The sequence below is a fragment of the Akkermansia sp. 54_46 genome, assembly GCF_001917295.1.
In the GTDB taxonomy this organism is placed as follows: Bacteria; Verrucomicrobiota; Verrucomicrobiia; order Verrucomicrobiales; family Akkermansiaceae; genus Akkermansia; species Akkermansia muciniphila.
The window spans coordinates 150,975-176,828 of sequence record NZ_MNUD01000035.1 but is presented as its reverse complement, the minus strand read 5'-3'; the positions used below and the strand labels follow the sequence as shown (position 1 = coordinate 176,828).

The 25,854-nt window shown below is 57.1% G+C and carries 22 protein-coding genes; 10 read left to right on the top strand and 12 right to left on the bottom strand.

What is annotated here, in order from left to right; translation table 11 throughout:
• Positions 1-37: 37 nt before the first annotated feature.
• From rlmN to BHW66_RS10070, 6 genes are read right to left on the bottom strand one after another with little or no spacing between them, the layout of a single operon-like run.
• Complete coding sequence (gene rlmN / locus BHW66_RS10095) at positions 38-1,117, bottom strand: 23S rRNA (adenine(2503)-C(2))-methyltransferase RlmN (protein ID WP_102758695.1); 1,080 nt, start codon at positions 1,115-1,117, stop codon at positions 38-40.
• A gap of 18 nt (positions 1,118-1,135) precedes the next feature.
• Positions 1,136-1,984 carry a signal recognition particle-docking protein FtsY gene (ftsY, locus tag BHW66_RS10090; protein ID WP_102758694.1) on the bottom strand — a complete coding sequence of 283 codons (849 nt, stop codon included), beginning with the start codon at positions 1,982-1,984 and terminating at the stop codon, positions 1,136-1,138.
• A 14-nt stretch (positions 1,985-1,998) separates the two neighbouring features.
• Positions 1,999-2,883, bottom strand: coding sequence for a transcription antitermination factor NusB (gene nusB / locus BHW66_RS10085; protein WP_180975837.1), 885 nt, complete (start codon positions 2,881-2,883; stop codon positions 1,999-2,001).
• A 28-nt stretch (positions 2,884-2,911) separates the two neighbouring features.
• Positions 2,912-3,400 carry a 6,7-dimethyl-8-ribityllumazine synthase gene (ribH, locus tag BHW66_RS10080; RefSeq protein WP_022198448.1) on the bottom strand — a complete coding sequence of 163 codons (489 nt, stop codon included), beginning with the start codon at positions 3,398-3,400 and terminating at the stop codon, positions 2,912-2,914.
• A 19-nt stretch (positions 3,401-3,419) separates the two neighbouring features.
• The gene (locus BHW66_RS10075) at positions 3,420-4,622 is read right to left on the bottom strand and encodes a bifunctional 3,4-dihydroxy-2-butanone-4-phosphate synthase/GTP cyclohydrolase II (protein WP_022198447.1); all 1,203 of its coding nucleotides are present in this window, start codon (positions 4,620-4,622) and stop codon (positions 3,420-3,422) included.
• A 19-nt stretch (positions 4,623-4,641) separates the two neighbouring features.
• Positions 4,642-6,321, bottom strand: coding sequence for a glutamine--tRNA ligase/YqeY domain fusion protein (locus tag BHW66_RS10070; RefSeq protein ID WP_102758692.1), 1,680 nt, complete (start codon positions 6,319-6,321; stop codon positions 4,642-4,644).
• A 519-nt stretch (positions 6,322-6,840) separates the two neighbouring features.
• Between BHW66_RS10070 and BHW66_RS10065 the strand changes: the two genes are divergently transcribed.
• Positions 6,841-8,349 carry a hypothetical protein gene (locus BHW66_RS10065; RefSeq protein WP_022198445.1) on the top strand — a complete coding sequence of 503 codons (1,509 nt, stop codon included), beginning with the start codon at positions 6,841-6,843 and terminating at the stop codon, positions 8,347-8,349.
• A gap of 323 nt (positions 8,350-8,672) precedes the next feature.
• Positions 8,673-10,634, top strand: coding sequence for an MFS transporter (locus tag BHW66_RS10060; protein ID WP_206646787.1), 1,962 nt, complete (start codon positions 8,673-8,675; stop codon positions 10,632-10,634).
• 218 nt (positions 10,635-10,852) lie between these two features.
• Here BHW66_RS10060 and BHW66_RS10055 read toward each other — a convergent pair whose 3' ends face one another.
• From BHW66_RS10055 to rpsU, 3 genes are all read right to left on the bottom strand, one after another.
• Positions 10,853-11,911, bottom strand: coding sequence for a hypothetical protein (locus tag BHW66_RS10055; RefSeq protein WP_146023936.1), 1,059 nt, complete (start codon positions 11,909-11,911; stop codon positions 10,853-10,855).
• A gap of 52 nt (positions 11,912-11,963) precedes the next feature.
• Positions 11,964-13,244 carry a glutamate-1-semialdehyde 2,1-aminomutase gene (gene hemL / locus BHW66_RS10050; protein WP_022198442.1) on the bottom strand — a complete coding sequence of 427 codons (1,281 nt, stop codon included), beginning with the start codon at positions 13,242-13,244 and terminating at the stop codon, positions 11,964-11,966.
• Positions 13,245-13,328: 84 nt separating this feature from the next.
• The gene (gene rpsU, locus BHW66_RS10045) at positions 13,329-13,580 is read right to left on the bottom strand and encodes a 30S ribosomal protein S21 (RefSeq protein WP_012419469.1); all 252 of its coding nucleotides are present in this window, start codon (positions 13,578-13,580) and stop codon (positions 13,329-13,331) included.
• A 228-nt stretch (positions 13,581-13,808) separates the two neighbouring features.
• Here rpsU and BHW66_RS10040 point away from each other — a divergent pair, with 228 nt between their 5' ends.
• The 4 genes from BHW66_RS10040 to BHW66_RS10025 all read left to right on the top strand — a co-directional run bounded on the left by BHW66_RS10040 (position 13,809) and on the right by BHW66_RS10025 (position 19,543).
• Positions 13,809-15,299, top strand: coding sequence for a bifunctional heptose 7-phosphate kinase/heptose 1-phosphate adenyltransferase (locus BHW66_RS10040; protein ID WP_102735461.1), 1,491 nt, complete (start codon positions 13,809-13,811; stop codon positions 15,297-15,299).
• On the top strand, positions 15,296-15,865 hold the full coding sequence (gmhA, locus tag BHW66_RS10035; protein WP_102758690.1) for a D-sedoheptulose 7-phosphate isomerase: 570 nt from the start codon (positions 15,296-15,298) through the stop codon (positions 15,863-15,865). Before BHW66_RS10040 ends, gmhA begins: the two co-directional genes overlap by 4 nt.
• Positions 15,855-16,361 carry an HAD family hydrolase gene (locus BHW66_RS10030; RefSeq protein ID WP_102758689.1) on the top strand — a complete coding sequence of 169 codons (507 nt, stop codon included), beginning with the start codon at positions 15,855-15,857 and terminating at the stop codon, positions 16,359-16,361. The genes gmhA and BHW66_RS10030 overlap by 11 nt, the downstream gene beginning before the upstream one ends.
• Before the next feature lie 188 nt (positions 16,362-16,549).
• Positions 16,550-19,543: a beta-N-acetylglucosaminidase domain-containing protein gene (locus BHW66_RS10025; protein ID WP_102758688.1), complete on the top strand. Its 2,994-nt coding sequence runs from the start codon at positions 16,550-16,552 to the stop codon at positions 19,541-19,543.
• A gap of 86 nt (positions 19,544-19,629) precedes the next feature.
• Here BHW66_RS10025 and BHW66_RS10020 read toward each other — a convergent pair whose 3' ends face one another.
• On the bottom strand, positions 19,630-20,289 hold the full coding sequence (locus BHW66_RS10020; protein WP_102733666.1) for a hypothetical protein: 660 nt from the start codon (positions 20,287-20,289) through the stop codon (positions 19,630-19,632).
• A gap of 211 nt (positions 20,290-20,500) precedes the next feature.
• On the opposite strand from BHW66_RS10020, the gene BHW66_RS10015 reads away from it, so the two are divergent.
• The 3 genes from BHW66_RS10015 to BHW66_RS10005 are packed head-to-tail and all read left to right on the top strand — an operon-like array spanning position 20,501 to position 23,120.
• The gene (locus BHW66_RS10015) at positions 20,501-21,547 is read left to right on the top strand and encodes an ABC transporter substrate-binding protein (RefSeq protein ID WP_102733667.1); all 1,047 of its coding nucleotides are present in this window, start codon (positions 20,501-20,503) and stop codon (positions 21,545-21,547) included.
• A complete protein-coding gene (locus BHW66_RS10010; protein WP_102733668.1) occupies positions 21,544-22,332 on the top strand; it encodes an ABC transporter ATP-binding protein in 789 nt (262 codons plus the stop codon). The genes BHW66_RS10015 and BHW66_RS10010 overlap by 4 nt, the downstream gene beginning before the upstream one ends.
• Positions 22,329-23,120: an ABC transporter permease gene (locus BHW66_RS10005; RefSeq protein WP_046437949.1), complete on the top strand. Its 792-nt coding sequence runs from the start codon at positions 22,329-22,331 to the stop codon at positions 23,118-23,120. The genes BHW66_RS10010 and BHW66_RS10005 overlap by 4 nt, the downstream gene beginning before the upstream one ends.
• A gap of 59 nt (positions 23,121-23,179) precedes the next feature.
• Here the strand turns inward: BHW66_RS10005 and lpxD are convergent, their stop codons facing one another.
• Together lpxD and BHW66_RS09995 are read right to left on the bottom strand one after the other, a co-directional pair.
• Positions 23,180-24,217, bottom strand: coding sequence for a UDP-3-O-(3-hydroxymyristoyl)glucosamine N-acyltransferase (gene lpxD, locus BHW66_RS10000; protein ID WP_022198433.1), 1,038 nt, complete (start codon positions 24,215-24,217; stop codon positions 23,180-23,182).
• 39 nt (positions 24,218-24,256) lie between these two features.
• Positions 24,257-24,853, bottom strand: a complete 597-nt coding sequence (locus BHW66_RS09995) for an OmpH family outer membrane protein (RefSeq protein ID WP_022198432.1) — start codon at positions 24,851-24,853, stop codon at positions 24,257-24,259.
• A gap of 149 nt (positions 24,854-25,002) precedes the next feature.
• Here BHW66_RS09995 and panC point away from each other — a divergent pair, with 149 nt between their 5' ends.
• Positions 25,003-25,848, top strand: a complete 846-nt coding sequence (gene panC / locus BHW66_RS09990; protein ID WP_022198431.1) for a pantoate--beta-alanine ligase — start codon at positions 25,003-25,005, stop codon at positions 25,846-25,848.
• Positions 25,849-25,854: the final 6 nt, after the last annotated feature.

The following is a 25,854-nucleotide window of genomic DNA, read 5'->3' as shown; positions in this document are numbered from 1 at the left end:
ATAGGCAACGTTGCAAATTCGAAAAAGCCCCGTTCCGTCAACGGGGTGTCCATCCGTTCTTTTCCTGTTCTTTTCTCAGCCTCAGCTGCCCGCAGGCGGCGTTGATGTCATGACCTTTTTCATACCGCATGGTAACGGGGATGCGCGCCTTGTGAACTGCATCCCGGAAGGAACGGCAGCGTTCTTCCGAAGGGCGTTTCCACGGAAGCCCCTCCACGGTGTTGTACGGGATGAGATTGACTTTGGCGTGCAGGCGTTTGGCGATCCGGACGAGATGGGACGCGTCTTTCGGAGAGTCGTTGATGTCCCGGATGAGGATGTATTCCAGCGTGGGCATCTGGTTTCTTCCTCTGCTCCATTCTTCAAGGGCCGGAATGAGCTGGGAGAGCGGCCATTTTTTGTTGACCGGCATGATTTGGTCGCGAACTTCGTCCGTGGCTCCGTGCAGGGAAACGGCCAGACGGATTTGCCTGGGATAGGCCGCCAGTTTTTTCAGGCCGGGCACGAATCCCGACGTGGAGATGGTGATGTGGCGCGCCCCTATTTCCAAACCGCGGTGGGAAGTGATGATTTCCAGGGCATCCGCCACGTTGTCAAAATTGGAAAGGGGTTCCCCCATGCCCATGAAGACGATGTTGTTGACCCGTTTTCCCGCGATGGCTTCCGCGGAGAGAATCTGCCCGATGATTTCCCCCGTGGTGAGGTGGCGTTTAAGGCCCAGCAGCCCGGAAGCGCAGAATTTGCAGCCGAAGGCACAGCCTACCTGGGAAGAAACGCAAAGGGTGACGCGCTCCGATTTTTCTCCATTTTCCGCTGCTGCGGCAGGGATGATGACGGATTCTACCAGGCTGCCGTCTTCCATTCTGGTGAGGAATTTCCGTGTGGTGTCCGCAGAGCCGTGGATTTCCACGATTTCCGGCGTGTGGAAACGGAAATTTTCCGCCAGCAGATTTTTGAGCGCGGGGGGGAGGTTGCTCATCGCGTCAAAGGTGGTGACGCGCTTGCGCCACACCCAGTCCAGAACCTGCTGGGTGCGGAATTTGGTGTGCCCATGTTCCGTCAGGAAGGCGAGCAGCTTTTCCTCCGTCTGGGCGGTGATGAGGGGAAGCGGTGGCATGGATTTGAGGCGGTCCCGTTACAGCAGGGAATCCACGTAGCGGTCCCGGTTGAAGGGTTCAAAGTCTTCGGCTCCTTCCCCCGTTCCCAGAAAGGAGGGGGAAATGTGCATTTCATCCATGATGGCTACGGCCACGCCTCCCTTTCCGGAACCGTCCATTTTGGTGATAATGACGGAGTCCAGGGGCGTTGCTTTATGAAATTCCCTAGCTTGTGCCAGGGCGTTAGCGCCTGTAGTGGCATCCACTACCAGCAGGGTGCTGTGGGGGGCGGATGCATCCTGCTTTGCGAGAGTACGGCGAATTTTGGAGAGTTCCTCCATGAGGTTGTGGCGCGTATGGAGGCGTCCCGCGGTATCGCAAATGAGGTATTGGAAGCCTTCCCTGATGGTCTGCGTATGGGCCTCATAGCAGACGGAGGCCGGATCCTGGCCGGGTGCTCCCTTGCAGATGGGGATATTCAGCTTGTCCGCCCAGCTTTGAAGCTGTTCCACGGCGGCCGCGCGAAAAGTGTCCGCCGCAGCCAGAAGGACGCGGGAGCCCTGTTTTTGCAGCAAATGGGCCAATTTGGCCGCAGAAGTAGTTTTCCCGGTGCCGTTGACGCCCACGACCAGAATGACCAGCGGTTTGCCTTCCGGAGGGACGGGCAGGGACGGAGCGGTGGAAGGAAAGGCCCGGCGGAGCACTTCACGGGTGGATTCCACCAGATTTTCCGCATCCAGGCCTTTGCTTTCCTTCAGCTGGTCCGCAATACCCATGGCGCGCCTGATGCCGATGTCCGCGGCTACCAGCTCAGCTTCCAGTTCTTCCCAGTCTATCCGGGAGCTTCGGGAGAATTTGGTGAATAGTTTTTTAAAGAATCCTGCCATGGCGCGAAGCGGAGTTATGCCGGGTGTTCCGTTTTTGAGATTCCGGCCAGGACGCCGTTGACGAAGCGGGGGGATTCCGCTGAGGAGAAGCGTTCCGACAGGCGGATGGCCTCCGAGATGACGATGGGAGCCGGGAGGTCTTTGCGATGAAGGAGTTCATAGGCGCCCAGGCGCAGGATGGCGCGGTCAATGGCGCTGACGCGTTCCGGGGAGTAGTTTTCCAACGTGGAGTCGATGGCGGCGTCCAACCCGTCCCGGCGGCGCAGGATGTCTTCCCCCAGGGTTTTGGCTTCCCGGTAGAGTTCATCCGCATCCCGTCCTGCCTCCACCACTTTTTTTATTTCCGCCAGGGAAGGGCGGTCGTCCGGGTGGATGAGGCAGTTGATGCGGTCATTGATTTCCTGGAGTTTCCTGCAGGAGGAAATGAGGGAGGGCCAGATCCCGTTGTAGGCTGGGAAGTCCTTGAGCGTGTCCAGCAGGCGGCGGCGCATCTGCATCAGCGCGGTATTGAGTTCCTGGGCGGCGTCGCAGGCGGCGGAAAGCGAACCCTTGTCATTGGCGGGGTCTTCGTGCAGGGCTTTTTTCAGCCGGAGCAGGGCGGCGTTGAATTCTCCTTCCTTGGTCAGCAGGTCCTGAAGCTGGTCGCGGACGGGCAGGGTAAGAGGGTCTTGCTGCAGTTTGTCCGCCGTTTCCCGCGCACGGGTGATGAAGAGGCGCAGCTTGTCCGGATAGTCCCTTGTCAGGTGGCCGGAGACGGCCTTGGCCTTGAGTTTGCAGTAGTCTCCCCGGAAAGGTTCCATCAGGATATCCCAGATTCCCTCCTGTTCCGTTTCCGGCGTCTGGGAGGCGGCGTAAAGGTATTGGAGGGCGGCTTGTCTGATTTGGTTGCGTGAGAGCATGGCGATAGAGAAGAGAGAGTAATAGGTATTATTGCCGGAGCAGGGAGTTGAGGAAGAGTTCCGCCATGCGGGCAGCGGTGCGGGCCGCTTCACGGCCGCGGTTGAGCTGAGAGGCGATACAGCGGGCGAAGGCCTGCTTTTCATCATTCAGCAGCAGGACTTCATGAATGACGGGGGTAGTGAATTCCAGGGCGAGCTGCATCAGGGCCTGGGTAATGGTGGAGCCGATCAGGTCCGCGTGGTCTGTGCTGCCGCGCAGGATGACCCCCAGAGCCACCACGGCATCAGGACGTTTTTCCGGAGAGCGGGAGAGAACGGATTTAATGGACACCGGAATTTCAAAGGCTCCCGGTACGCGGATGATTTCCAGGCGGACCGAGGGAAGCACGGTTTTCAGTTCTTCCGAGCAGTTTTCTACCAGGGCCTGGGTGTATTGTTCGTTGTATTCCGAGGCGACGATGCAGATTTTGGCGCGCGTGCCCGTGGCGCGCTGGCGGCGGGGAAGTTCCGTGGACATGAAGGGATGGAGTGGAAAGTTACAGGATGTGGCCCAGCTTGCATTTTTTGGTAGCCAGGTATTTGCTGTTTTGTTCGTTGGGTGGGATGATGAGAGGAACCTGTTCCGTGATTTTTATGCCAAAGCCCTCCAGCCCCACGATTTTCCGCGGGTTGTTGGTAAGCAGACGCAACTGGTTTGCTCCCAGGTCATGCAGGATTTGCGCGCCGATGCCATAGTCGCGCAGGTCGTCCGGATAGCCGAGCTTGAGGTTGGCTTCCACGGTATCCAGACCCTGTTCCTGAAGTTTGTAAGCCTTGAGTTTCGCCGCCAGGCCGATGCCTCGGCCTTCCTGCCGCAGGTAGAGCAGGACGCCTCCTTCCTGGGCGATGCGGCGCATGGCGGTGTGCAACTGGCTGCCGCAGTCGCAGCGGCGGGAGCCGAAGACATCACCCGTCAGGCATTCACTATGCACGCGCACCAGCGTGGGTTTGTCCGGGGAGATTTCCCCGTGAACCAGGGCCAGGTGGAGAGCGCCGTCCAGCTGGGATTCATAGAGGCGGCAGGTAAAGTCACCGTAGTCTGTGGGCATGTTGACGGTTTCCACCAGCCGGATTTGCTTTTCCTTGGCTCGGCGGTATTCAATGAGCTGGGCTACGGTGCAGGCTTTCAGACCATGTTTTTTCTGGAATCCTCCCAGGTCCCCGATGCGGGCCATGGTCCCGTCTTCCTTCATGATTTCACAGCAGACGCCGGCGGGCTGGAGGCCCGCCATGCGCACGAGGTCAATGGTGGCTTCCGTATGGCCGGCGCGGCGCAGCACTCCGCCGGGAACGGCGCGGAGAGGGAATGTGTGACCCGGCTGAACAAAGTCGTTGACGGTGGCTTTGGGGTCCGCCAGCGTGCGAATGGTGAGGGAGCGTTCCGCGGCGCTGATGCCCGTAGTGATGTCATGGGCCGCATCCACGGAGACGGTGAACGCTGTGGACATGTTTTCCCGGTTGACGGAGGTCATGAGCGGGAGTTGGAGGGCGTCCGCCCGTTCCGGTGAAAGAGGTGCGCAGACGAGGCCCCTGGCGTGGGTAACCATGAAGTTGATGGCTTCCGGCGTGGCGAATTCGGCGGCAATGATCAAGTCTGCCTCATTCTCACGCCCAGGGTCGTCCGTAACGATGATCATCCGTCCCTGCCGTATTTCTTCCACAGCTTCTTCAACGGTGCAGAATTGAAGTTGATTGTCCATAAAAGGGGATGAATAGAGGTTATTTTTGTTTTTTTGCCCAGGAGTCCTTGAGAGCCACCGTGCGGTTGAAAACAGGACGACGGCCCGGTACATGGTCCCTGCGGTCCGCCACAAAGTAGCCGAGACGTTCGAACTGGCAGCGGAATTCTGGTTCGGCTCCGGCCAGGGAGGGTTCCAGCTTGGCGTTTGTGATGACGGTCAGCGATGAGGGATTCATGACGGACAGGAACCCTTCTTCAGCAGCGTCCGGGTTTTCTTCCGTAAAAAGGCGGTCATAGATGCGGATTTCTCCGTCCACCGCGTATTTGGTGCTTACCCAGTGAATGGCGGCGCGACACTGGATTCCTTCCGGAGGGTTGGAACCGATGGTGCCGGGAATGTGTTCGCAGAAGATTTCCGTGATAGTTCCCTCCGCATCCTGCTTGTAGTCCGTGCAGGTGATGCAGTAGCCCCCCCGGAGGCGTACGGTGCGGCCGGGGGCCAGACGGAAGTATTTTTTAGGAGGGTCCAGCATGAAGTCGTCCCGTTCAATCCAGACTTCCCTTGTGATGGGGAGGCGGCGGACGCCCTCTTCCGGTTTTTCCGGATTGTTCAGCACTTCAGCCATTTCTTCCGCGTTTTCCGGCAGGGTGGTGATAGTGACCTTGAGGGGATTGAGCACGGCCATGCGGCGCGGCGCGTTGGCATTCAGGTCTTCCCTTACGCTGTATTCCAGCAGGGCCACATCTGTGAAGCCGTTGAATTTAGTGATGCCTATGGTGTGGCAGAAGTTGCGGATGGCGGCAGGAGTGTAGCCCCGGCGGCGCATGCCGGAGACGGTGGGCATCCGTGGATCGTCCCAGCCGGAGACGTGTCCTTCCTGCACCAGTTGCAGCAGCTTGCGCTTGCTCATGACGGTGTAGGTAAGGTTCAGGCGGGCGAATTCCGTCTGGCGCGGGCGTGCCGGGACGGGGCAGTTTTCAATGACCCAGTCATAGAGGGGGCGGTGGTTTTCAAATTCCAGCGTGCAGAGGGAATGGGTGATGTGTTCGTAGGCATCTTCCAGCGGGTGGGCGAAGTCATACATGGGGTAAATGCACCAGGAACTGCCCGTGTTGTGGTGTTCCGCGAACATGATGCGGTACAACACGGGGTCCCGCATGTTCATGTTGCTGGAGGCCATGTCTATCCTGGCTCGCAGGATGGCTTTGCCTTCCGGGATTTCTCCGTTTTTCATGGCCTGGAAGCGTGCCAGGTTTTCTTCCACGGAGCGGTTGCGGTAGGGTGATTCCTGTCCGGGCACGTTCACGTTGCCCCGCTGGGCGCGTATTTCCTCCACCGTTTGTTCGTCTACGTAGGCCAATCCCTTGCGGATGAGGGAGACGGCGCATTCGTAAAAGAAGTCGAACATGTTGCTGGCAAAGAAAAGGTTGTCGCCCCAGTCAAAGCCCAGCCAGCGGATGTCTTCCTGAATGCTGTCCACATATTCCTGGTCTTCCTTGCTGGGGTTGGTGTCGTCAAAACGCAGGTGGCAGCGCGCACCCGGAAATTCCTGGGCGATGCCGAAGTTGAGGCAGATTGATTTGGCATGTCCGATATGAAGATACCCATTGGGTTCCGGGGGAAAGCGTGTTACCGGGGCCTGATGCTTGCCGGAGGCAAGGTCATCAGAAATCATATCGCGGATGAAATCTCGGCGTTCGGCAGGCTGCAATGACATGGCGAAAATTCTACTACCAAATTTCCTCTTCTGCAAGCGTGTTCACTCGGAATGACGTGAGGCGGGAAGAGGAGCATGAAGAGCGTTTTTATCTTTTTCCAATGGCCCGTGTTGTAAAATTCAAATAATTTATATCAAGGTGCGTTTGGAAATTGAGCCCCTGATAAGGGAGACTGAAAAATTTCCAGCTTTTCGCCAGGGGAAGATGGGAATTTTCCCTTTACCTTGTTTTCCGAAGTTTGCGGAATGGTTTTCGATTAAATGTTATTTTCAATGAGAGCGGTTTGAGCGAGTTTTTACATTCAGAAAAAAATCAGAGAGTCGAAATGAAAAGGAGAAATGATGGAAATAGGAGCCGATGGAAGTTTCTTGCATATTTTCGCGGGGTACATGGTAAGAGGAAAGTTGGGAAGACAGGTATTGCAAAAGAATGAAAAACGTGCATATTGGAGCCCGGTGAATCTGAATTGTCCACAGTGCAAACGACATATCAATGTGCCTTCTTCCGCGGAGGGTTCTATGGTGAATTGCAGCAAATGCGGGCATGAATTTCTTTGCGACAGGGAAAAACTGATTCCTAAGAAACCTTTTGCCAAAGCGAAGAAAGCCGTTTCCGTCCATTCCCCCAAAGACAGGAGGGAAGCCATTCAGAGCGCCCTGGTGGAAACGGGGCTGATTCAATTGGTGTGCCTTTGCGCGTCTCTGGCTGTTGCCGCCGGCTGCGTCTGGATTTTTTACAATGCTTCTTCCGAGATGGATGGGACCTTTTTCCTTTCCATGCTGCAGCAGCCCCAGCAGAAGGCGTTTGCCCTGTTTTTTGCCTGTCTTGCCGGAGGCTTGATGGCCTGTGCCGGACGCAGGCACAAGATTGTTTTCATTTTGCTGGGGTTGCTGGTTGCAGGGGGGATTGCTTCCCTGCCTTTCGTGTATCCGGTCAAGGTGAATCCTTCCCTGCTCGGAGGTCATGAAGAGGGGAGCGCCGGGGAAGAAGATGTCTCCGGCTTTACCAGCATGGGGCTGGAGCAGCTGCCCTCCAAGAACGCTTCTGTCCAGAATTATGGGGACGGTGATTTGAAACCTCTGTTTTCCGCTATTGACCGCAAGGAATCCCAGGGGGTTCTGGGCGTATGGGTGGTTGGGGTGAATGCAGCCAACCGGGATATGGTAAAGGCGTATTTGAAGAGGATGACCCAGTCCGAGGACGAACCTATTTTTTATGACCGCAAGGGAACGGGCGGCGGACTGTTCGTTATTACTCCCACTCCCATTACGTTTAAGGAATTTGTAGAGGTTGCGGGCAAGATGGGGAAGGTGTCCCTGCAGGATAAGGAGCGTTTTTTTGTGGAAGTGATTCTGAACCGGGACAGGTTTGAAGCGCGGCCCGCTTCCGCCGCGTTGCAGGATGAGCGCCACCAGTATTTCGTGCTGGCCAATTTGAAGGAGCTGTCCTGTCTGGACATCCGTCGCGTTATTGCCGCTGCAAAACGTTTGTCGGCTGTGAATCCGGATAAGATGCGGGGTGAGGTTTCTTCCAGGCTGGTGGAGCTTCTCCGGGAACCGTGGGGGCGTGATGCGGAATATGTGACCGCGTTGGCTTCGGCCCTTGTGGTATGGGCGGAACCGGATCATGAGGAGGCTCAGCGCGTGGTTGATTACGTGGCTACGGAGCTGAAGAAGGCGGATTGCGAAATTCCGGCGTCTCTGATCAGGTTTTTACTGCATGGTTCGGAAAAGAGAAGTTTGGCGTTGCTTCTGGAGGAATGGAAAAAGGATCCCCAGAAGTGGGAGGACGAATGCAAGGCAGCCGGTCCAACGGGAGAAGCTGATATCATCCGTTCGCTGAATGAGTCGGACGATTTTGTTTTGAAACGTTCCGCCGCCCGCATTCTTGGGGAAATCGGTTCGGAAGCTTCCCTGTCCGCGCTTAAGGCTTTCACTCATGACGCCGATAACGAATTGCGCCTGTGCGCGGAGTTGTCTGTGAACCTGATTGAAAAGCGGCTTGGGATAGATTCTTCCGCCAGATGATGCCGGTAAGGGCGGCTTCCGTTTCCGTGATGGCGCATCGCGCTGTTTTTCTGGCTCCAATACGGAAGGGGGGGCGGACGGTTTACGGGGATTGAAGTGCGGCTCCGGAATTTTCCCATGGCTGTTTTTCGGAGCCGGGGGATGCATGAGGGCTTTTTTTGCAGAGGTGTCCAAATGATTTCCTGTTTTCGGACAGTTTGTTACTTGTTTCTTTTGCGATATTTTCACCATTTGAACGCATTTCCGGGTAGGAAATTTGTTTTTACCCGGGAAGTGTCTTTTTTGGTTGCGGAGAAGAGCCAATTTACTAGAATGCAACGACCATGACAGACCAAGAAAACATGAAAGCCGCCGTTCCGGATGCGGCCAGGCGATATATGCGCTATCTCCTCATCATGGCCGGTTTGGGCGGCCTGCTCTACGGTGTGGACGTTGGCGTGATTGCTGCCGCGCTTCCCTACATTGAGCAGACGGCCGGTTTTAATCCCTCCCAGCTTTCCCAGGTGGTGGCCGCCGTGCTGTTCGGCAGCGTTCTTTCTTCCCTGTTTGCGGGCTATCTGGCCGACAAGATGGGACGCAAGGCGTTGATTACCGTGGCCGCAGCCTTATTTACGGCGAGCATCCCCGTGATCTGCCTGTCCCAGGAGGTATTCGGCATTATGTTGCTGGGCCGTATTCTTCAGGGCGCCAGCGCCGGTATTGTGGGCGTGGTCGTTCCGCTGTATCTGGCCGAGTGCCTGAGCGCCGAATCCCGCGGCAAGGGAACGGGGATGTTCCAGTTCCTGCTGACGGTGGGCCTGGTGTTTGCCGCCGTCGTCGGTTTGCTTGCCGCCAGTTATGTGGGCGGCGTCGAGAATTCCGGCGCGAGCGAAGAATCGCTGACTTCCGCCAAGGTTCTGGCCTGGCAGGCTATTTTCTGGGTTTGCGCCATTCCCGGCCTGTTCCTGTTTTTCGGTTCCTTCCGTTTGAGCGAATCTCCCCGCTACCTGTTCCGCCGCGGCCGCAAGGATGAAGCCATGGCTGTGCTGGTGCGCAGTTACGGGGATGCCCGCGCCAAGGAAGTGTTTGATGAAATGGTCCACATTGAAGAGGAAGAGAAGCAGAAGGCGGAGGAACTCAAAAAGCAGAGCTCTTCCGGCGAGTCCCTTCTTCAACGCAAGTATATCTATCCCTTTGTTCTGGCGGTGCTCGTTCTGGCGTTTACGCAGGCTACGGGCATTAATTCCGTGCTGAATTATTCCGTGAAGGTATTCCAGCAGGCAGGCCTGGAAGGCACCACCGCCAACTGGGCAGACTTTACCATCAAGGTCGTGAACTGCTTGATGACTATTGTCGCCATGGTGCTGGTGGACCGCAAGGGCCGCAAGTTCCTGCTTAAAATCGGAACGGCCGGCATCGTGGTCGGCCTTCTCGGCACCGGGTTCCTGTTCAATAATGTGGAAAAAGCCCGCAAGGATGTGACTGCGGATGTGGCTGCCCTGCTGGCCGCCCAGAGCCCTTCCGTCCAGAAGGAGTTTGAACAGGGCAAGGATGTGGGTTCCATCCGCACGCTTCAATTGGAACGTACTCCGGATTCCCCCTTCATCAGGAATCTTCTTGCCAAGAACGGCATGGCCGACAAGGACATCAACAGGATGCAGCTCATCATCACCTATGACCAGCCGGAAGCCAATCCCGCCTGGTACCAGTTCCTGATGGGATCTTCCACCCAGCTTTCCGTCGTAGAGTTTTCCGAACTGACCAAGGATACCAAGGATATCAAGAAGGAAGAGGACAAGGCTTCTCTGGCCGTGATCAAGGCCGTTCCGGATTCCACCAATAAAATGGTGGTGAACGGCAAGGAAGGTTATGCCATGAAGCCCGTTTCCATTCTGAAGGCGGAATTGGGCGAAAAGCCGGATACCTCCATGGGCTGGGGCGTGACTGCGTTCTTCATTATCTTTATTGCTTTTTATGCCACCGGCCCCGGCGTATGCGTCTGGCTGGCACTGTCCGAGCTGATGCCCGCCCGCATCCGCTCCAACGGTATGGCGATTGCTCTGTTGATCAACCAGCTGGTTTCCACGGTTATCGCCGGTTCTTTCCTCCCGTGGGTGGGCAGCTGCGGTTATTCCGGCGTGTTCTTTACGCTGGGCGGCATTACGGTGCTGTATTTCATTACGGTGACCTTCTTCCTGCCTGAAACCAAGGGGCGTTCCCTGGAGGAAATTGAAGGTTACTTCACAACAGGCAAAATGCCGGAAGATCCCAAGATGATCGGCGAAGGCATAGAAGCAGAGGAATAATTCTTTCTTCCTGTGGTTTTCAAGGCCGCTTCCCCTGAATTGGGGAAGCGGCTTTTTTATAACAGGAAACAGGGTGGGCTGCCTGCATGGCTTCGGAAGCACGGCTGTTCCGGGGAGAGGGTTCCGGCCACCTGTTCCCGGGCCGTGACGGTATCCGCTTTTCTTTCCCGCACCAGTAGGAGAAGGAGGGGGGCAAAGCCGGCGATGGCGCCCGCTATTTAGCGGGCTTCCTCTTTTTTCTGCTTGGACTGCCAGTGTTTGATGGCTTCCGCAATGGGGGGATACCCGTTTTTCATATGGAAGTCATAGGCTGTCTGGCCGTCATCGTTGCGGAGAGAGGGATTGGCGCCGTGATTCATGAGGCAAACGGCTATTTCCGGAGAGTTGCAGGCCATCAGCGGAGTCAGGCCATCCACGTCCGGCTGGTTGGGATCCGCTCCCGCGTTGATGAGAAGTTCAATGAGAGGAATGAGGCGTTCCGCCGGTTTTTCCTTGGTGCAGACCAGGTGGAGAGGTGATTGTTTGCTTTCAAAAAAGCGTTCGTTAACATCACAGCCGGCTTTGATGAGCCGTTCGTAAATGGCGGGGGACAGGCTGAGGAAGCCGACTCCGCGCGCCTGTGCGTTCATTCTGCGCTTGAGGTCCGGGGAGCCTGCGTCCAGGAGCGCCAGTGCTATTTTTTCCTGGCCCGGATCGGAGTCATTGAGGGCGGCGGAATACATGAACGGGGTGACGCCCCAAGGCCCCGGCTGATCCGGGTCGGCGCTGTGTTTGAGCAGGGCGTGCACCAACGGCAGCCTTTCTTCCGCGGTGGAATTCATATAGAGGCCTGAGAGGCACGCCCAGGTAAGAGGGGTGTCTCCCGGCTCTTTTGTGCCGTCATGCATGAAAATGGATTGAGCATTGACGGGAGCGCCCGCCTCTACCATCCGGACGGCCAGTCGGTTTAATCCCAGGGCAATGCAGAGGTGCAGAGGCGTGGTACGGTCCGGCGTCTGGAGCAGGAGGTTGCCGGTTTGGCGGAATTGTTCCAGCATCTGATGGCATTGAAGAATGGAGTGGAATTCCTCCTGCACTTCTCCGGGATACATGATTTCCAGCGGCCAGGAGTCATGCAGGAAACGGAGGGTAAGGCTCAGCAGTTTTTCGTTTGCCGTCTTGATTTCCTGTTGTTCCGCTTCCGTGAGCTGGATTGTCTTTTCCTCCGCATGTGCCCAGGGAGCGGCCATAACGACTGCTGAGGACAGAAGCAGCATGGTTCCTGTCATTTGTCTCATGAAGTCCTTATAGGGGAAGGGTCGTGAGCTGTCACTTCAAATCAGGGGCATGTCAACCCAGCCTGGAGAGACTGATGCGGACGGCTTCCACCGTGCGGTCAATGTCTTCTTCCGTATGGGCTGCAGAGATAAAGCCCGTTTCGTACGGGGAGGGCGCGAAGTAGACGCCTTGTTCCAGCATGTTCCAGAAGAAGGATTTGAAGAGTTTTTTGGAAGCTTTTTGCGCGGATTCCAGATTATAGACTTCCTCTTCCGTGAAGAAGAGGCAGAACATGGAGCCCGCACGGTGGAAGGTGTAATTTCTGCCGTGTTTTTTGAGGGCTTCGCGGATGCCTTCTTCCATGCGCGCTCCGAGCTGTTCCAGGCGTTCATAGGCGTTCCCTTTCAGGAGTTCCCGGAGCTGGGCCAATCCCGCCGCCATGGCGACCGGATTGCCGGACAGGGTTCCCGCCTGATACACAGGGCCAAGCGGAGAGAGGCAGTCCATGATTTCCGAGCGGCCGCCAAAAGCTCCCACGGGGAGGCCTCCGCCGATGACTTTGCCCATGCAGGTAAGGTCTGGAGTGATGCCGTAAAGCTGCTGCACGCCTCCGGGAGCGACCCGGAAGCCCGTCATGACTTCGTCAAAGATGAGAAGGGCGTCGTGGCGGAGCGTTATTTCCCGCAGGAAGTGAAGGAAGTCGTTTTGCGGAAAGTAGAGTCCGGCATTGGCAGGAAAGGGTTCCAGGATGACGGCGGCAATGTCGCTTCCATGGAGTTCAAAGGCTTTTTTTACTGCTTCCCGGTCATTGTAGGGCACGGTGAGGGTGAGCTGCGTCATTTCCCTGGGTACGCCCGCGCTGTCCGGTTCTCCGAAGGTGAGCGCTCCGGAACCCGCCGCTACCAGAAGGGAGTCCACATGGCCGTGGTAGCAGCCGATGAATTTGATGATTTTGCGGCGTCCGGTATAGCCGCGCGCCAGCCTGATGGCGGACATGGTTGCTTCCGTTCCGGAGTTGACCATGCGCACTTTTTCCACGGAGGGAACCATGTCCGTGATCATTTCCGCCATGTCCACTTCCGCCGGCGCGGGAATTCCATAGCCCAACCCCCTGTCCACGGCGGCATGTACTGCGTCCAGAACGGGTTGCGGAGCGTGGCCCAGAATGGCCGGGCCCCATGTGCCTATGTAGTCAATAAGCTGGCGCCCGTCCGCATCCGTGATGTAGGCTCCTTTGGCGGATTGAACAAAGAAGGGGTCCCCGTCCACATTGCGAAAGGCCCTGACGGGGGAGTTGACTCCGCCGGGGATAACGGAGCGCGCGCGGGAGAAGAGCTGGGCTGACTGATTCATGTGCAGAGGGAAGCAAAAAGGGCAAACCTTGAGAAAGGGTTGCCCTCATGGAAATTGGGTTCTTATTCCCGAACCAATACTGTTTTAAGCTTCAGGAGCGGAAGCGGGTGTTTCGGCGGTTTCGGAAGCGGTTTCTTCGCTCTTGTTGCTGTAACGCCATTTTACCTTGTTGCGCTTGCTGGCGGAACGAGCCTTGCGGCGGCGTTCGTCCATCGGGGTTTCAAAGGCGCGGCGGCGGCGCATTTCATCCAGAATGCCTTCAACATCCAGTTTTGTTTTGAGGCGCTTGAGAGCGCGGTCGATAGGTTCACCTTTTCTTACGGTAACTTCACGCATGATTTGTTTTCCTTTTTCTATTCGTCCGGGAACGGGAGACAATAGGTAGTGCTTTCCTGCTTACAGGTCAAGATTTTTATCATGACTGACCTATTTTTTGCCACTGAATGAGAGTTCTGCCGTCCGGAACGGCGGGAAGCGGTCGCGTTACCCCGTTTTCCGGTTCCGGAGCGCGTTTCAACTGTCCTTGCCTTATAACAAGGGGCGTGGTAGAAAGAGGCGTCTCCCATGAACCGGCTGCATACATTGATTGACGGATTTTCCCGGGTGCGGATTCTCTGCATCGGGGATGTAATGCTGGATAAGTTCCTGTATGGGAGCGTCAGCCGTATTTCGCCGGAGGCTCCGGTTCCCATCATGAAGATGGACCGGGAGACGCGCATGCTGGGAGGCGCGGGCAATGTCGTGTCCAATCTGTGCGCGCTGGGATGCCGCACCACTTTTATCAGCGTGGTCGGGGATGATGGTCATGGGCGGCAGGTAAGGCGTTTTCTGGAAGAGACGCACTGCGTTCCGGAGCTGGTGGAGCGCGAGGGGTATGAGACGACCGTGAAGATTCGTTTTGTGGCGGGCAAGCACCATTTGCTGAGAGCGGACCAGGAACAGCCGCTGAGGATGGAACCGGAGCTGGCTTCCCGTTTTTTGGAACGAGTGGATGCCTGTTTGCCGGAGGCGGATCTTGTCCTTTTGTCCGATTACGGGAAAGGCCTGTTTGACGGACGAACCGCCCCGGATGTGATTGCCCGGTGCCGTGCGGCGCGCAAGCCCGTCATTGTGGACCCGAAGGGAGCGGATTATTCCCGCTACAGGGGAGCCACGCTGGTGAAACCCAATATGAAGGAGTTCCAGGAGGCTACCGGCGTGGCGCTCAATCCTGCCATGGCCGGGTGGGAACAGGATGCCGTGGCGGGGGCGCAGAGGCTGTTTTCCGAATTCGGCATTGAGAATCTGATTGTCACTTTGAGCGAACACGGCATGATTTTCATTCCTTCCTCCAGCCCTTCCGATTTTGTCTGCATTCCTACGGAGGCCCGGGATGTTTTTGACGTGTCCGGAGCAGGTGATACCTCCCTCGCCAGTCTGGGCGCGGCGCTGGCTGCCGGAGCCGCGGTGCCGGATGCTCTGGTCGTGTCCAATGTGGCCGCCGGCATCGTAGTGGGCAAGTTCGGAACGGCCAGCGTGACCGGAGCGGAATTGAAGAAGGCTCTGGAGGAGAAGGATATCCAGACGCCCTCCTGGCATCACCGCGACAATATCCTGACGCCGGAGGCCGCGGCGGAGCTGGCGGAACGTTTCCGACGTGAGAAGAAGGTGGTTGGATTTACAAACGGCTGTTTTGATTTGCTCCACCTGGGGCATCTGCATTCCTTTATGAAGGCGCGTGAAGCGTGCGACGTGCTTTTTGTAGGGTTGAATACGGACGCCTCCATCAAGCGGCTGAAGGGCGAGGACAGGCCGATTAATAATGAGGAGATGCGTTCTCTGCTGCTGGCGTCCCTGGATTTTGTCGATTATGTAGTGCCGTTTGATGAAGATACGGCTCTGCCGCTGATTGAGAAGCTGCGTCCGGACGTGATTGCCAAAGAGGGGTATCCCCTGGAATGCTGGCCGGAAGGACAGTTCGTGAAATCTTATGGAGGGCAGGCTCTTGAACTGCCCCGCCTGGAGGGCTTTTCCTCCACCAATATCATCAACCGCATGAAAAGCAGCCCGGAATGAGCGAATACATCAGGAACCAGATTTTAGGGATAGCGGACAATTTCAAAGCCCTGGCTTCCATGGCCGGGGACATTGAGCAGGTTGCCCGCATTTGTACGGATACCCTTAAGGCCGGGAATAAGATCATGTTCTGCGGCAACGGAGGCTCCGCTGCGGATTCCCAGCACCTGGCCGCCGAATTGGTGGGGCGTTACAAGCTGAACCGCCCCGCCATGAATGCGCTGGCCCTGACGGTGGATACTTCCATCCTGACCGCCGTGGGCAATGATTACGGATATGAGACGGTGTTTTCCAGGCAGCTGGAGGGAGTGGGCCGTCCCGGAGATCTGCTGGTGGGGCTTTCCACGAGCGGCAACAGCCGGAACATCGTTTTGGCGATGGAGCTGGCGCGCCGGATGGGCGTCCGGACGGTGGCCTTGACGGGCCGCGGAGGCGGAGAGATGAAAGAAGTTGCGGATTTCTGCATTGCCGTCCCTTCCGATGCCACGAACAACATTCAGGAGATGCATATTGCAGTGGGGCATCTGGTTTGCGAACTGGTTGAACGGGAGATATATGGCGGGTAAGGCTTTGTTTCTGGACAGGGACGGCGTGGTTAATGTGGATGGCGGGTATGTGCACCGCATCGAGGACTTCCGGCTGGTTCCCGGAATTCTGAATCTTTGCCGCCAGGCTAAAGAGAAGGGGTATCTGGTGCTGGTGGCGACCAACCAGTCCGGCATAGGACGCGGCATGTTTTCTGAAGATGACTTTGAGCGGTTGACGGAATATATGAGAGGGGTGTTCCGTTCGTCCGGTGCGGATATTGCAGGTGTGTTTCACTGTCCCAGCGCGGATGACGGACATCCCGACCGGAAACCGAATCCCGGCCTGTTTTTGAAGGCTGCCGCCGCGCATGGGCTGGATATGAAAGCCTGCGTGTCCGTAGGTGACCGGGAGCGGGACATCCGGGCGGCTCTTGCCGCCGGAGTAGGCCGCAATTTCCTGTTTTCTGCGGAAGATGTCCCCACCCTCGCCACGGCCCGTGTGGAGACGTTGGAGGAAGTGGCGGCAAGGCTGTAGGCCGGGAATAGTTGCCCGGGAAAATCGCTGCGGTTTGTCCCTGGAGTTATCCCCTGCATCGGTGCGGGCGACATGGAACCGGTGCGGGGCAAAGTATTTTGACATACGGAGGTGAGCCTGTTAGAAGTGGAACAATCCGGCCGTAGTTTCGTGAACCTGGCCTGTACAGGCTTTTTATTTTTACACGTATGAATCTGATACTTTTCCAATCCATGATGACTGCCGCCGCGCTGGGGGCCGGCCTTGCCCTTCCTGTTTCTGCCCAGTCTTCTTCTCCGGCTTTTTCCGCTTCTCCTGAAGGTTCCCGCGCCGGAAAAACGTCCAAGATGCCGGTGTATCCCATTCCGCAGAAGATGACCAGGAGCGGCGGTTCCGTGACGGTTCCGGCCCTGAAGCTGTTGGGCGCGCGGGATGAACCTACCGTGAATGCTCTGAAAAGCATGTTTTCCCTCGCTCCAAACGGGCTGCCTGTGCAGATGATTATCATCAAAGGAAGCAAAAAGCCTGCCGGGAATGTTCCCCGGAAGGCCGGGGCTTATTCCCTGAACGTTACGCCTCAGGGAATACGGATGACGGGGTATGACGACGAAGGCCTGTTTTACGCGGCCCAAACGCTGCTGCAGTTGGCGGAGAAGACTTCTTCCGGCGTGACGGTGCCGGAAGTGGAGGTTCTGGATTGGCCGGATGTTCCTTTCCGCGGTACCATTGAAGGGTTTTACGGTCTGCCCTGGGGGCAGGAAGGTCGCATCAGCCAGTTCAAATTTTACGGGAAGTATAAGATGAATACTTACATCTACGGCCCGAAGGATGATGTGTTCCACGGTTTTTCCAAACGCTGGCGCGAGCCTTATCCCGCAGATATGGCGAAGGACCTGAAAGAGCTGGTGAAGGTCGCGAAGCAGAATAAGGTGAATTTTGTCTGGGCCGTGCATCCCGGAGCGGATATTCACTGGGGCGAGACGGACCGGAAGGCGGCCGTGAAGAAGTTTGAGATGATGTATGACCTGGGATTCCGTTCCTTTGCCGTATTTTTTGACGACATCGGCGGGGAGGGGGCCAAACCGGAGGGTCAGGTGGAGTTTTTGAATTACCTGAATAAGGAGTTTATCCACAAAAAACCGGACGTGACGCCGTTGATCGTATGCCCCACAGCGTATTCCGGCGGAGGTGGCCGCTACCATGAGGTAATGGGGGAACATCTGGACAAGGATATAGGCATCATGTGGACCGGTTCCAGCATTGTGAGCGATATACGGACTCCTGCGTTGAAGGGGATTAATAAGTATTTGAAGCGTCCGGCGTTTATCTGGTGGAATTTCCCGGTGACGGATTACGTGCGCCATGCCCTGTTTTTGGGGCGCACCTATGGCGTGGATGCGGACGCGATGCCATTTATGCAAGGGTTTGCTTCCAATCCGATGGATAAGCCGGAGGCTTCCAAGATTTCCCTGTTCAGCGTGGCGAATATGACCTGGAACGCCAAGGCCTATGATTCCGACAGGACATGGAAGGACAGCATCCGTATTTTGTTCCCCGGCTGCTCCTCCGCCATGCAGACGTTTGCCGATCATAATAGCGACGGGGGCCCTAGCGGGCACAATTACCGCAAAGAGGAGTCCGTAGAGATTGCCCCCGTGGTGGAGCAGGTGCTGGAACTGTGCCGCCGCGGGGCCAGGGTGTCCGGAAGCAAGGCGTTTGACCGCCTGAAGGCCGAGTTCGCGAAGATGGCCCAAGCTCCGGCCGCGATTCGGGCCAAGTCTAATAATCCCGCTTTCGTCGCAGAGGTGGAGCCGTGGCTCATCCAGTTCGAGTCCCTGGGGAAAGCCGGGGTGAACAGTATGCGCATGATTGAGGCCACAGAGGCGGGGAATGCCGCCGGAGCTCTGAATCATGCCATGGAGGCCGCCTGCCTGCTTGCCGAGATGCAGCGTTACAGCAGGGAAATCAGCAAGGCCATCAATAAGCACGTCACGGAAGTTACCAAGAAGAATTCCCCGTGGCAAACCGCCGTGAAGCCGTCCGAATTGGTGATGGCTCCCGCTGTGCGGGAACTGCTGGACATGGGTTCCACCCCCGTGCTTTCCCGCGTGAGCGGGCAGGCCGTTGGCCGTGTGAAGCCTTATGTTTCCACCAAGTCCAAGATTGGCATCGAGAAGATGCTGGATGACGATCCCGAGTCGTTCTATTACTGCAAAGAGGTTCAGAAGAAGGGTGACTTTTTCGGCGTGGATCTGGGAGTTCCACGGGAGATACGCACCGTTTCCATTGTGATGGGCCGCAATGATTCCGATACGGACGCTGTGAACAGGGGACAGTTGGAGGTTTCCCTGGACGGGCAGTCCTGGTCTCCCCTGATGCCGGAGTCCAGCGGGCTTCGCGTGGAGTACCGGGGAAATGGCAAAAAAGGCCGGTTTGTGCGTTACCGCGCTACGGCGCAGGGGGTTCCGGGAGGCAAGCCGGACGTGTGGACGGCTATCCGGGATTTCAAGGTGAATGCTCCCGCCGCGCCTTCCGTACTGACGGATGCTCCCGCGTTCAGGAATGCCGTGGTTGAAGCAGGAGACAGGGATATTTCCTTGAAGCGCATCATGGAGGTGCATCCCCTGCCGCCGAAAAAGTTCCTGGGCCTTCAAATTCCGGCGGGAGCGTCCGTGGAGTCCGCCTCCGTCAATTTGAAGACGCCGGATATGAAGTGGGCCAAGTTGTTCATTTCCATGGACGGAAAGTCCTGGACGGAGGTTTCGTTGAAGGAGGACGGTTCCGCGGATATTGGCGGAGTGATCAAGGGCATCAGGCTGTTGAACGCCTCCTCCTCCCCGCAGGAGGTGACTCTGGAAGAGTTCAGGCTGAATCTTGCCAACAAGGGTGGGAAGTCCGCCGACAGCGGAGCTGCCGGGGATTTCAACCTGGCAACGTTCCTCCCGGTGGAGCTGTCTCCAGAGAGGGCGGAGATTCCCTGTGATGTTCCCCGTGCGGGTTCCGTCATTGTCCTGTCCGACGGGAAGGAGGCTTCCGTGCTGGCCTGTGGGGCTGACGGACGGTGGGTTCCCGTGGGCAATCTGGCCAAGGGCAGGAAAGTTAATACGTTCAGCCTGAAATCCGTCAAAAAACCGGTGAAGGCCCTCGGCCTGACCGGGAAAAAGGGAAGTTCCGTAAATATTTTTGAAGTAATCTGGAAATAACGGATGGCATCGGGAAGTTTTCCGCCGGGTGGTGTCCGCCGGCCCTGGGGCGGCTGTTTCTTCCGTGGAATGGCCGCCCTGGATTTTTAGCCCTTGGTTTGCCGGGAGGCTCTTTTTTCCGCCAGGTGCATGCAGCCGAGGACAAGGGCGATGATGACCAGAGGCCCCAGGATGTCCGCATACCCCACCATGCCCGTGTTCACGGGGGCCACGCAAAGCAGGAACCACCAGGCCAGGGCCAGCAGGCGAAGCAGGGGCGGGGTTCCGCTGCCGGAGAGGAAGACATAGATGACGAGAGCCCAGAATTGGGGAAAACGGGGCAGCGTGACCAGCCATTCCCGGTGGTCCCCTCCGGGCCAGACAAGCGTACCGTAGGGGCCGGCTGCGGGAAGGTCTCCCCACATGGCGCCTGAGGGAAGCGCCATGTTCATCAGCAGGTTCAGGAACAGGCCCGCATATACGGTTATCATCAAGGCCCTCCATTGGGCGCCTGTTCGCACCGCCAGGAACAGGAAGGCCGGCACCAGCAGGAAGGGAGTCAGTTCCAGGGCTCCCATCCAGAGAGGGAGATTTGTTCCTATTTCTGCAAGGCGGTCCGCGCCTTGTGGAATGGCGGAAAGAACGGCCCAGTACAGGAGCATCAGAAAGATGCAACGGTACCTGGCGCCCCGGCTTACCGGGCGTTCTTCATCCGGAGGAAGGCCCAGCCATGCTCCGGATGAGGGCTGGTCGGGGGAGGATTGCATGGCGGGTTGGGAATGGTGCTTTTGTAACGGGAACGTGCAGGTTTGTCAATAAAGCCCGGTTCAGATCCGGAACCGGGATTGTTTTTCAACAAAACGGGCATTTTTACTGTCCACATTGTGACAAAGTTGTTGCCTTCGGCTTCTTCTGCTAGTCGGTGCCTGAAAGGCCGCGGAAAAACGGCTGTGCCTCAGTATCCCATTCTTTTTGCTTATGACCCGTTCCAGATTCCTGATGATTTTACCGGCCCTGTTTTTATGTCTGCTGGCTGTTTCCTGCGGAAAGAAGGAGAAGGAAGATCCCAATGTCGTGGAGTTGAACTTCGGTCATTTTCCCAACGTGACACATGTGCAGGGCCTGGTGGCGCATCATTTTTCCCGGCAGGGGAAGGGGTGGTTTGAAGAACGGCTGAAGGAGGCTACCGGAAAGGATGTCAGGATCAACTGGTACGTGTACAATGCGGGCCCCAGCGCCATGGAAGCCGTGTTCGCCCGGTCCATTGAACTGGCTTATGTGGGGCCCAGCCCGGCCATCAATGCGTTTGTGCGTTCCCGCGGGGAGGATATCAGGATGATTGCCGGAGCTGTGGAAGGAGGCGCCGCCCTGGTGGTTCCGAAGGATTCTTCGCTGAAGGAGCCTGCGGATTTCCGCGGCAAGGTGATTGCTACTCCCCAACTGGGGAATACGCAGGATGTTTCCGCCCGCGCCTGGTTTTCCCGCGGCGGCCTGCATGTGACGCAGCGCGGCGGGGACGTGACGATTCTGCCGACTCCCAACCCCGAACAGCTCAGCCTGTTCCGGCAGGGCAAGCTGGACGGCGTGTGGACGGTGGAACCCTGGGTGAGCCGCCTGGTGCTGACGGCGGGAGGCAGGGTGCTGGTGGACGAGAAGGAGTCCATCGCGACCGTACTGGTATGCGGAGCGGAGTTTCTCAGGGAAAAGCCGGAGGTGGCGAAAGCCCTGGTGCAGGCGCATGAGGAACTGAACGAATGGATAAGGCTGCATCCGGATGAGGTCCAGTCAATCGTGGTCAGGGAGCTGGAGGAGCTGACGCATTCCAGAATAGACCCGGCATTGATTGCGGAGGCCTGGAAAAGCATCGTCATCAAGGACAGGATTTCCATTCCCAAGCTCCGGCAGTTTGTGCAGGACGCCCATCAGGCCGGATTTATGAAAGAAGTTCCGGATGTAGGCGGACTGGTGGTGCCGGAGGCGGCGGAGGAGCAGTTGACCATGGCGAAGGAGGCGGGCGGAAGATGATTGCGGGTGCAGAACATTGCGGCCCCGGAGGCTGCAAGCTCCGTATTGCCGGCGTGAGCAAGGTGTTTGACGGGAGGCGCGGAAAGGTGGTGGCTCTGGAGGGCATTAATTTGAATATCAGAGGAGGCGAGTTCGTGTGCCTGGTGGGGGCCAGCGGCTGCGGGAAGACTTCCCTGCTGAATATCATTGCAGGGCTGGAGTTTCCTTCTTCCGGGGTGGTGGAGCTGGACGGGGAGCCTGTGACGGAACCCGGACGGGACCGCACTGTGATGTTCCAGGAGTCCGCCCTGTTTCCGTGGCTGGATGTGCTGGGGAACGTGATGTTCGGCTTGAAGCTGGTGCCCGGACTGACTCGGGGAGACCGGCTTGCCATGGCGGAGAAGAATCTGGAACTGGTGGGGCTGAAAGAGTGTGCCCATGCTCATATTCATGAACTTTCCGGCGGAATGAAGCAGCGCGTGGCGCTTGCCCGCGCCCTGGCTACCAGCCCCCGCATTTTGCTGATGGACGAGCCTTTTGCCGCCCTGGACGCCATGACCCGCGAACAGCTTTATCAGGATATTCAGGAGATTCATTTACGCTGCGGCATGACGATTGTTTTCGTTACGCATAATATGCGCGAGGCCGTGTGCCTGGGGGATCGTGTGGTGTTGCTCACTCCACATCCGGGGCGCGTCTGTGAGGAATATTTCGTGGATTTTCCTCATCCTAGGGATATTAACAGCAGTGATTTGGCGGAATTGTCCGCCCGCATTACCCGTGATTTGAAAGGAGCCACGGCATGAACAGGAACAAATGGTCCAAGTGGGGGGCGCACGCCTGTTCGCTTGTGTTTTTTATTCTCGTGGTCTGGGCATGGCAGCATTTGAGCGACCTGAGGGTCTGGAAGCCTTATTTGTTTCCCTCTCCGCTGGAAGTATGGGAGTATCTGCGCTCTTCATTTCAGGACGGGTCTCTGGAGGAGGCTTCATGGATTACCATGAAAAGGCTGGTGATGGGGTATGGAATCGGCCTGGTGACGGGGATTCCCCTGGGCATGCTGTGCTCCCGTTTCCAGCTTATGCAGAATACTCTGGGACTGGTTTCCCTGGGGTTCCAGGCTCTGCCCAGCGTGTGCTGGGTTCCGTTGGCAACCCTGTGGTTCGGCCAGACGGAAGGGGCTATGCTGTTCGTGGTGATTATGGGGACGCTGTGGTCCGTAATCCTGGCTACGGCCAACGGCATGCGGAACGTGCCGCCCATTTATGCCCGTGCGGCGCGCACCATGGGAGCAGGACCCATTTATTGCCTGATTCATGTGACGCTTCCCGCTTCCGCTCCGTTTGTGGTGAGCGGAATGAAGCAGGGATGGGCTTTTGCCTGGCGCTCCCTGATGGCTGCGGAAATTTTTGTTCCCATCCTGACCGGGTTCGGATTGGGCCAGCTGCTGCATTTCGGCCGCGAACTGAACGCGATGAACCAGGTCGTAGGCATCATGTTCGTGATTGTGGTGATTGGGCTGCTGTCCGACAAGATTCTGTTTTCTCCTCTGGAACGGTTTCTGCACCGCCGCTGGGGGACAGGACAGGCCTGAAGCGGCGGGAACAGAAACACGGAGAGGGGCTGCAGAGCGTTCCGGCGATATGGTGCCCGTTATTTGCCGGAAGAATCCAGCTCCTTTTTGAGCGCGCGGACTTCCTTAATCAGTGCCGGAAGTTTTTTGAGGGCGGCGTATTGGCGGGTAGCGTCCTTGTAGGGGAAAGCCGGCATGCCCCAGTAAGTAGAGTTTTCCGGAATGTCCGAGATGACTCCCGTTTTAGCGCCCAGCGTGGATTTGGAACCGATGTTGAGGTGTCCTGAGATGCCGACCTGGGCGGCGATGGTGGCATAATCCCCCACTTTGGTGCTGCCGGCTATGCCGGATTGGGCGACGATGATGCAATGCCTGCCGACAACGACGTTATGGCCGAGCTGGATCAGGTTGTCTATTTTGGTGCCTTCCCCCACAATGGTGCGCCCGAATCTGGCGCGGTCAATAGTTGTGTTGGCCCCTACGTCCACGTCATCCCCCAGTTCCACAATTCCTACCTGGTCAATGCCCACGTAGCGTCCATTGTCTCCCATCAGGAAGCCGAATCCGTCGGAACCGATGACGGCTCCGGGCTGGATGGTCACCCTGTTGCCGAGTTTGCAGCGTTCCCTGATGGTAACATGGGCATGCAGGCGGCAGTTTTCCCCCATGGTGACGCCGTCTCCGATATCGCAGCCGTTGCCAATGTCCGTCCCGTCTCCGATTATGCAGTGGGCCCCGATGCAGGTATAGGCTCCTACATGGATTTTGTCCGGGTTGAAGCTGGCCGTGGGGTCGATGATGGCTGTGGGATGAATGCCGGGGGTGAACCGGTAGGCGGAAGCCATGAAATATTTCACCAGGGCGTTGAATGCCATGGAGGGGTTGTCCACTTCCACGAAGGCGGCGTGTTCCGGATACGCAGGCAGACCCGGCGGCACCAGCACGATTCCGGCAGAGGTGTGCAGGAAGTCCTGGAAGTATTTTTCATTGCCAAGGAAGGAGGCTTCTTCACGGGATGCGTCAAGAAGGGAAGCGACCCCGAATACGGTCAGTTCGGGGTCGCCGGAAAGGATTTTTCCCCCGGTGAGGGCGGCCACGGCTTCAAGTGTAAGCTTCATGGGTATATGATTCCGCCTTCCCGGGGTTAATGTCAAGGGTTAGTTGGCCGGGGCCGCGGGAGCGGCGGGGACGGCCGGAGCCTTTTTCTTGGAGGGGTCAAACCCTTCGGGGGCGTCTTTGTTGAGTTCTTTCATCACTGTGGGAGTAATGTCCATGCCGGGCTTCGTGTAGACGAATACCTGGTTGGACCGAAGGGCCTGGGCGCTTTTGTCCAGAACGAGGTCATAGTTGCCCTTGGTGGCGATGCCTTCCGTGATTTTTGTGATTTCTCCCATGATTTTGGCGGAACGCACTTTCATTTGTTCCTGAAGGGATTTAAGCTGGCGTTCCACAAATCCGCGGCGTTCCTGTTCCAGCGCAATGACTTCCTGACGTTTGATCTGGGCCTTTTGCTCCAGCTCCTTTTTGTCCTTTTCATTCAGCATGGGATCCTGAAGCCTTTTGACCATGTCGTTGAAGTCCGCTTCCATCTTTTTGATGGTTTCCGCGCGGGTGTTGTTGGTTTCCTGCACCGTCTGGGCAGCCTTGTCTACTTCCGCCTGGGCTTCATGGGTCTTGTAGTAGTCGGCGAAGAGTTTCTGCACATCCACCGTCGCTACCTTAAGTTCAGCGTTGGCCGTGGCGCTTAATGCCATTGCTGCTGATACACCTAATGCTGTTTTGAAGAATCTCATAATTTTTAGCGTCTTCTGACTTTACCAGTTTACATGTGGAATGGCATGCGTCAACCTTCTAGCAATATTTCAGGATTGAACTTTTGTCATCAAGGGGCCACTTTAGGCGCATGCAAACATTTTCCACCAAGGCCCAGTTGAGGGCTGCCCTCCTCAAGCACCACCGCAAACATGACCATGTGGTTCTCGTCCCCACAATGGGGGCCCTCCACGCCGGACACCGCGCTTTGCTGGAACAGGCGCGCAAGCTGGCCGGGGAGGATGGCGTGGTGGTAGCCAGTATTTTCGTCAATCCTATCCAGTTTAACAATTCCTCCGACCTTCAGACTTATCCCCGGACTCCTGAAAAGGATTTGGAGGTGTGCGAAGGTGCAGGCGTGGATTATGTGTTTTCCCCTACTCCTGAAGAAATGTATTCCGGAGAACGCAGCATTGCCGTGGAAGAAAGCTTTTTGTCCACAACATTGTGCGGTGCGTCCCGCCCGGGGCATTTTTCCGGTGTCTGCACGGTGCTTGCCAAACTGTTCAACCTGGTACAGCCCACGGACGCTATTTTCGGAAAGAAGGATTACCAGCAGCTTGCCATTATCCGCCGCATGGTGCGCGACCTGGATTTTCCGGTGCGCATTCACGGGGCGGAGATTGTAAGGCATGGCAACGGTCTGGCCTATTCCTCCCGGAACGCCCGCCTGACGCCGGAGCAGAAGGAACAGGCCGTGGTAATACGGCAGGCTATGCTTCAGGCCCGGGACGAGTTCCAGGCCGGGGCGGACGCCTCCAAGGTGAAGGAGCATGCCGCCGCCATGATTGAGGGTGTGCCCGACACGCGCATCGATTATCTGGAGATTGTGGATGCGGAGACCATGCAGCCGCTGGCGGAGAACCGGAAGCCGGCCCTGATGGCCGCCGCCGTCTATTTCGGCGACGTGCGTCTTATAGACAACATAGAACTTTAATACGGC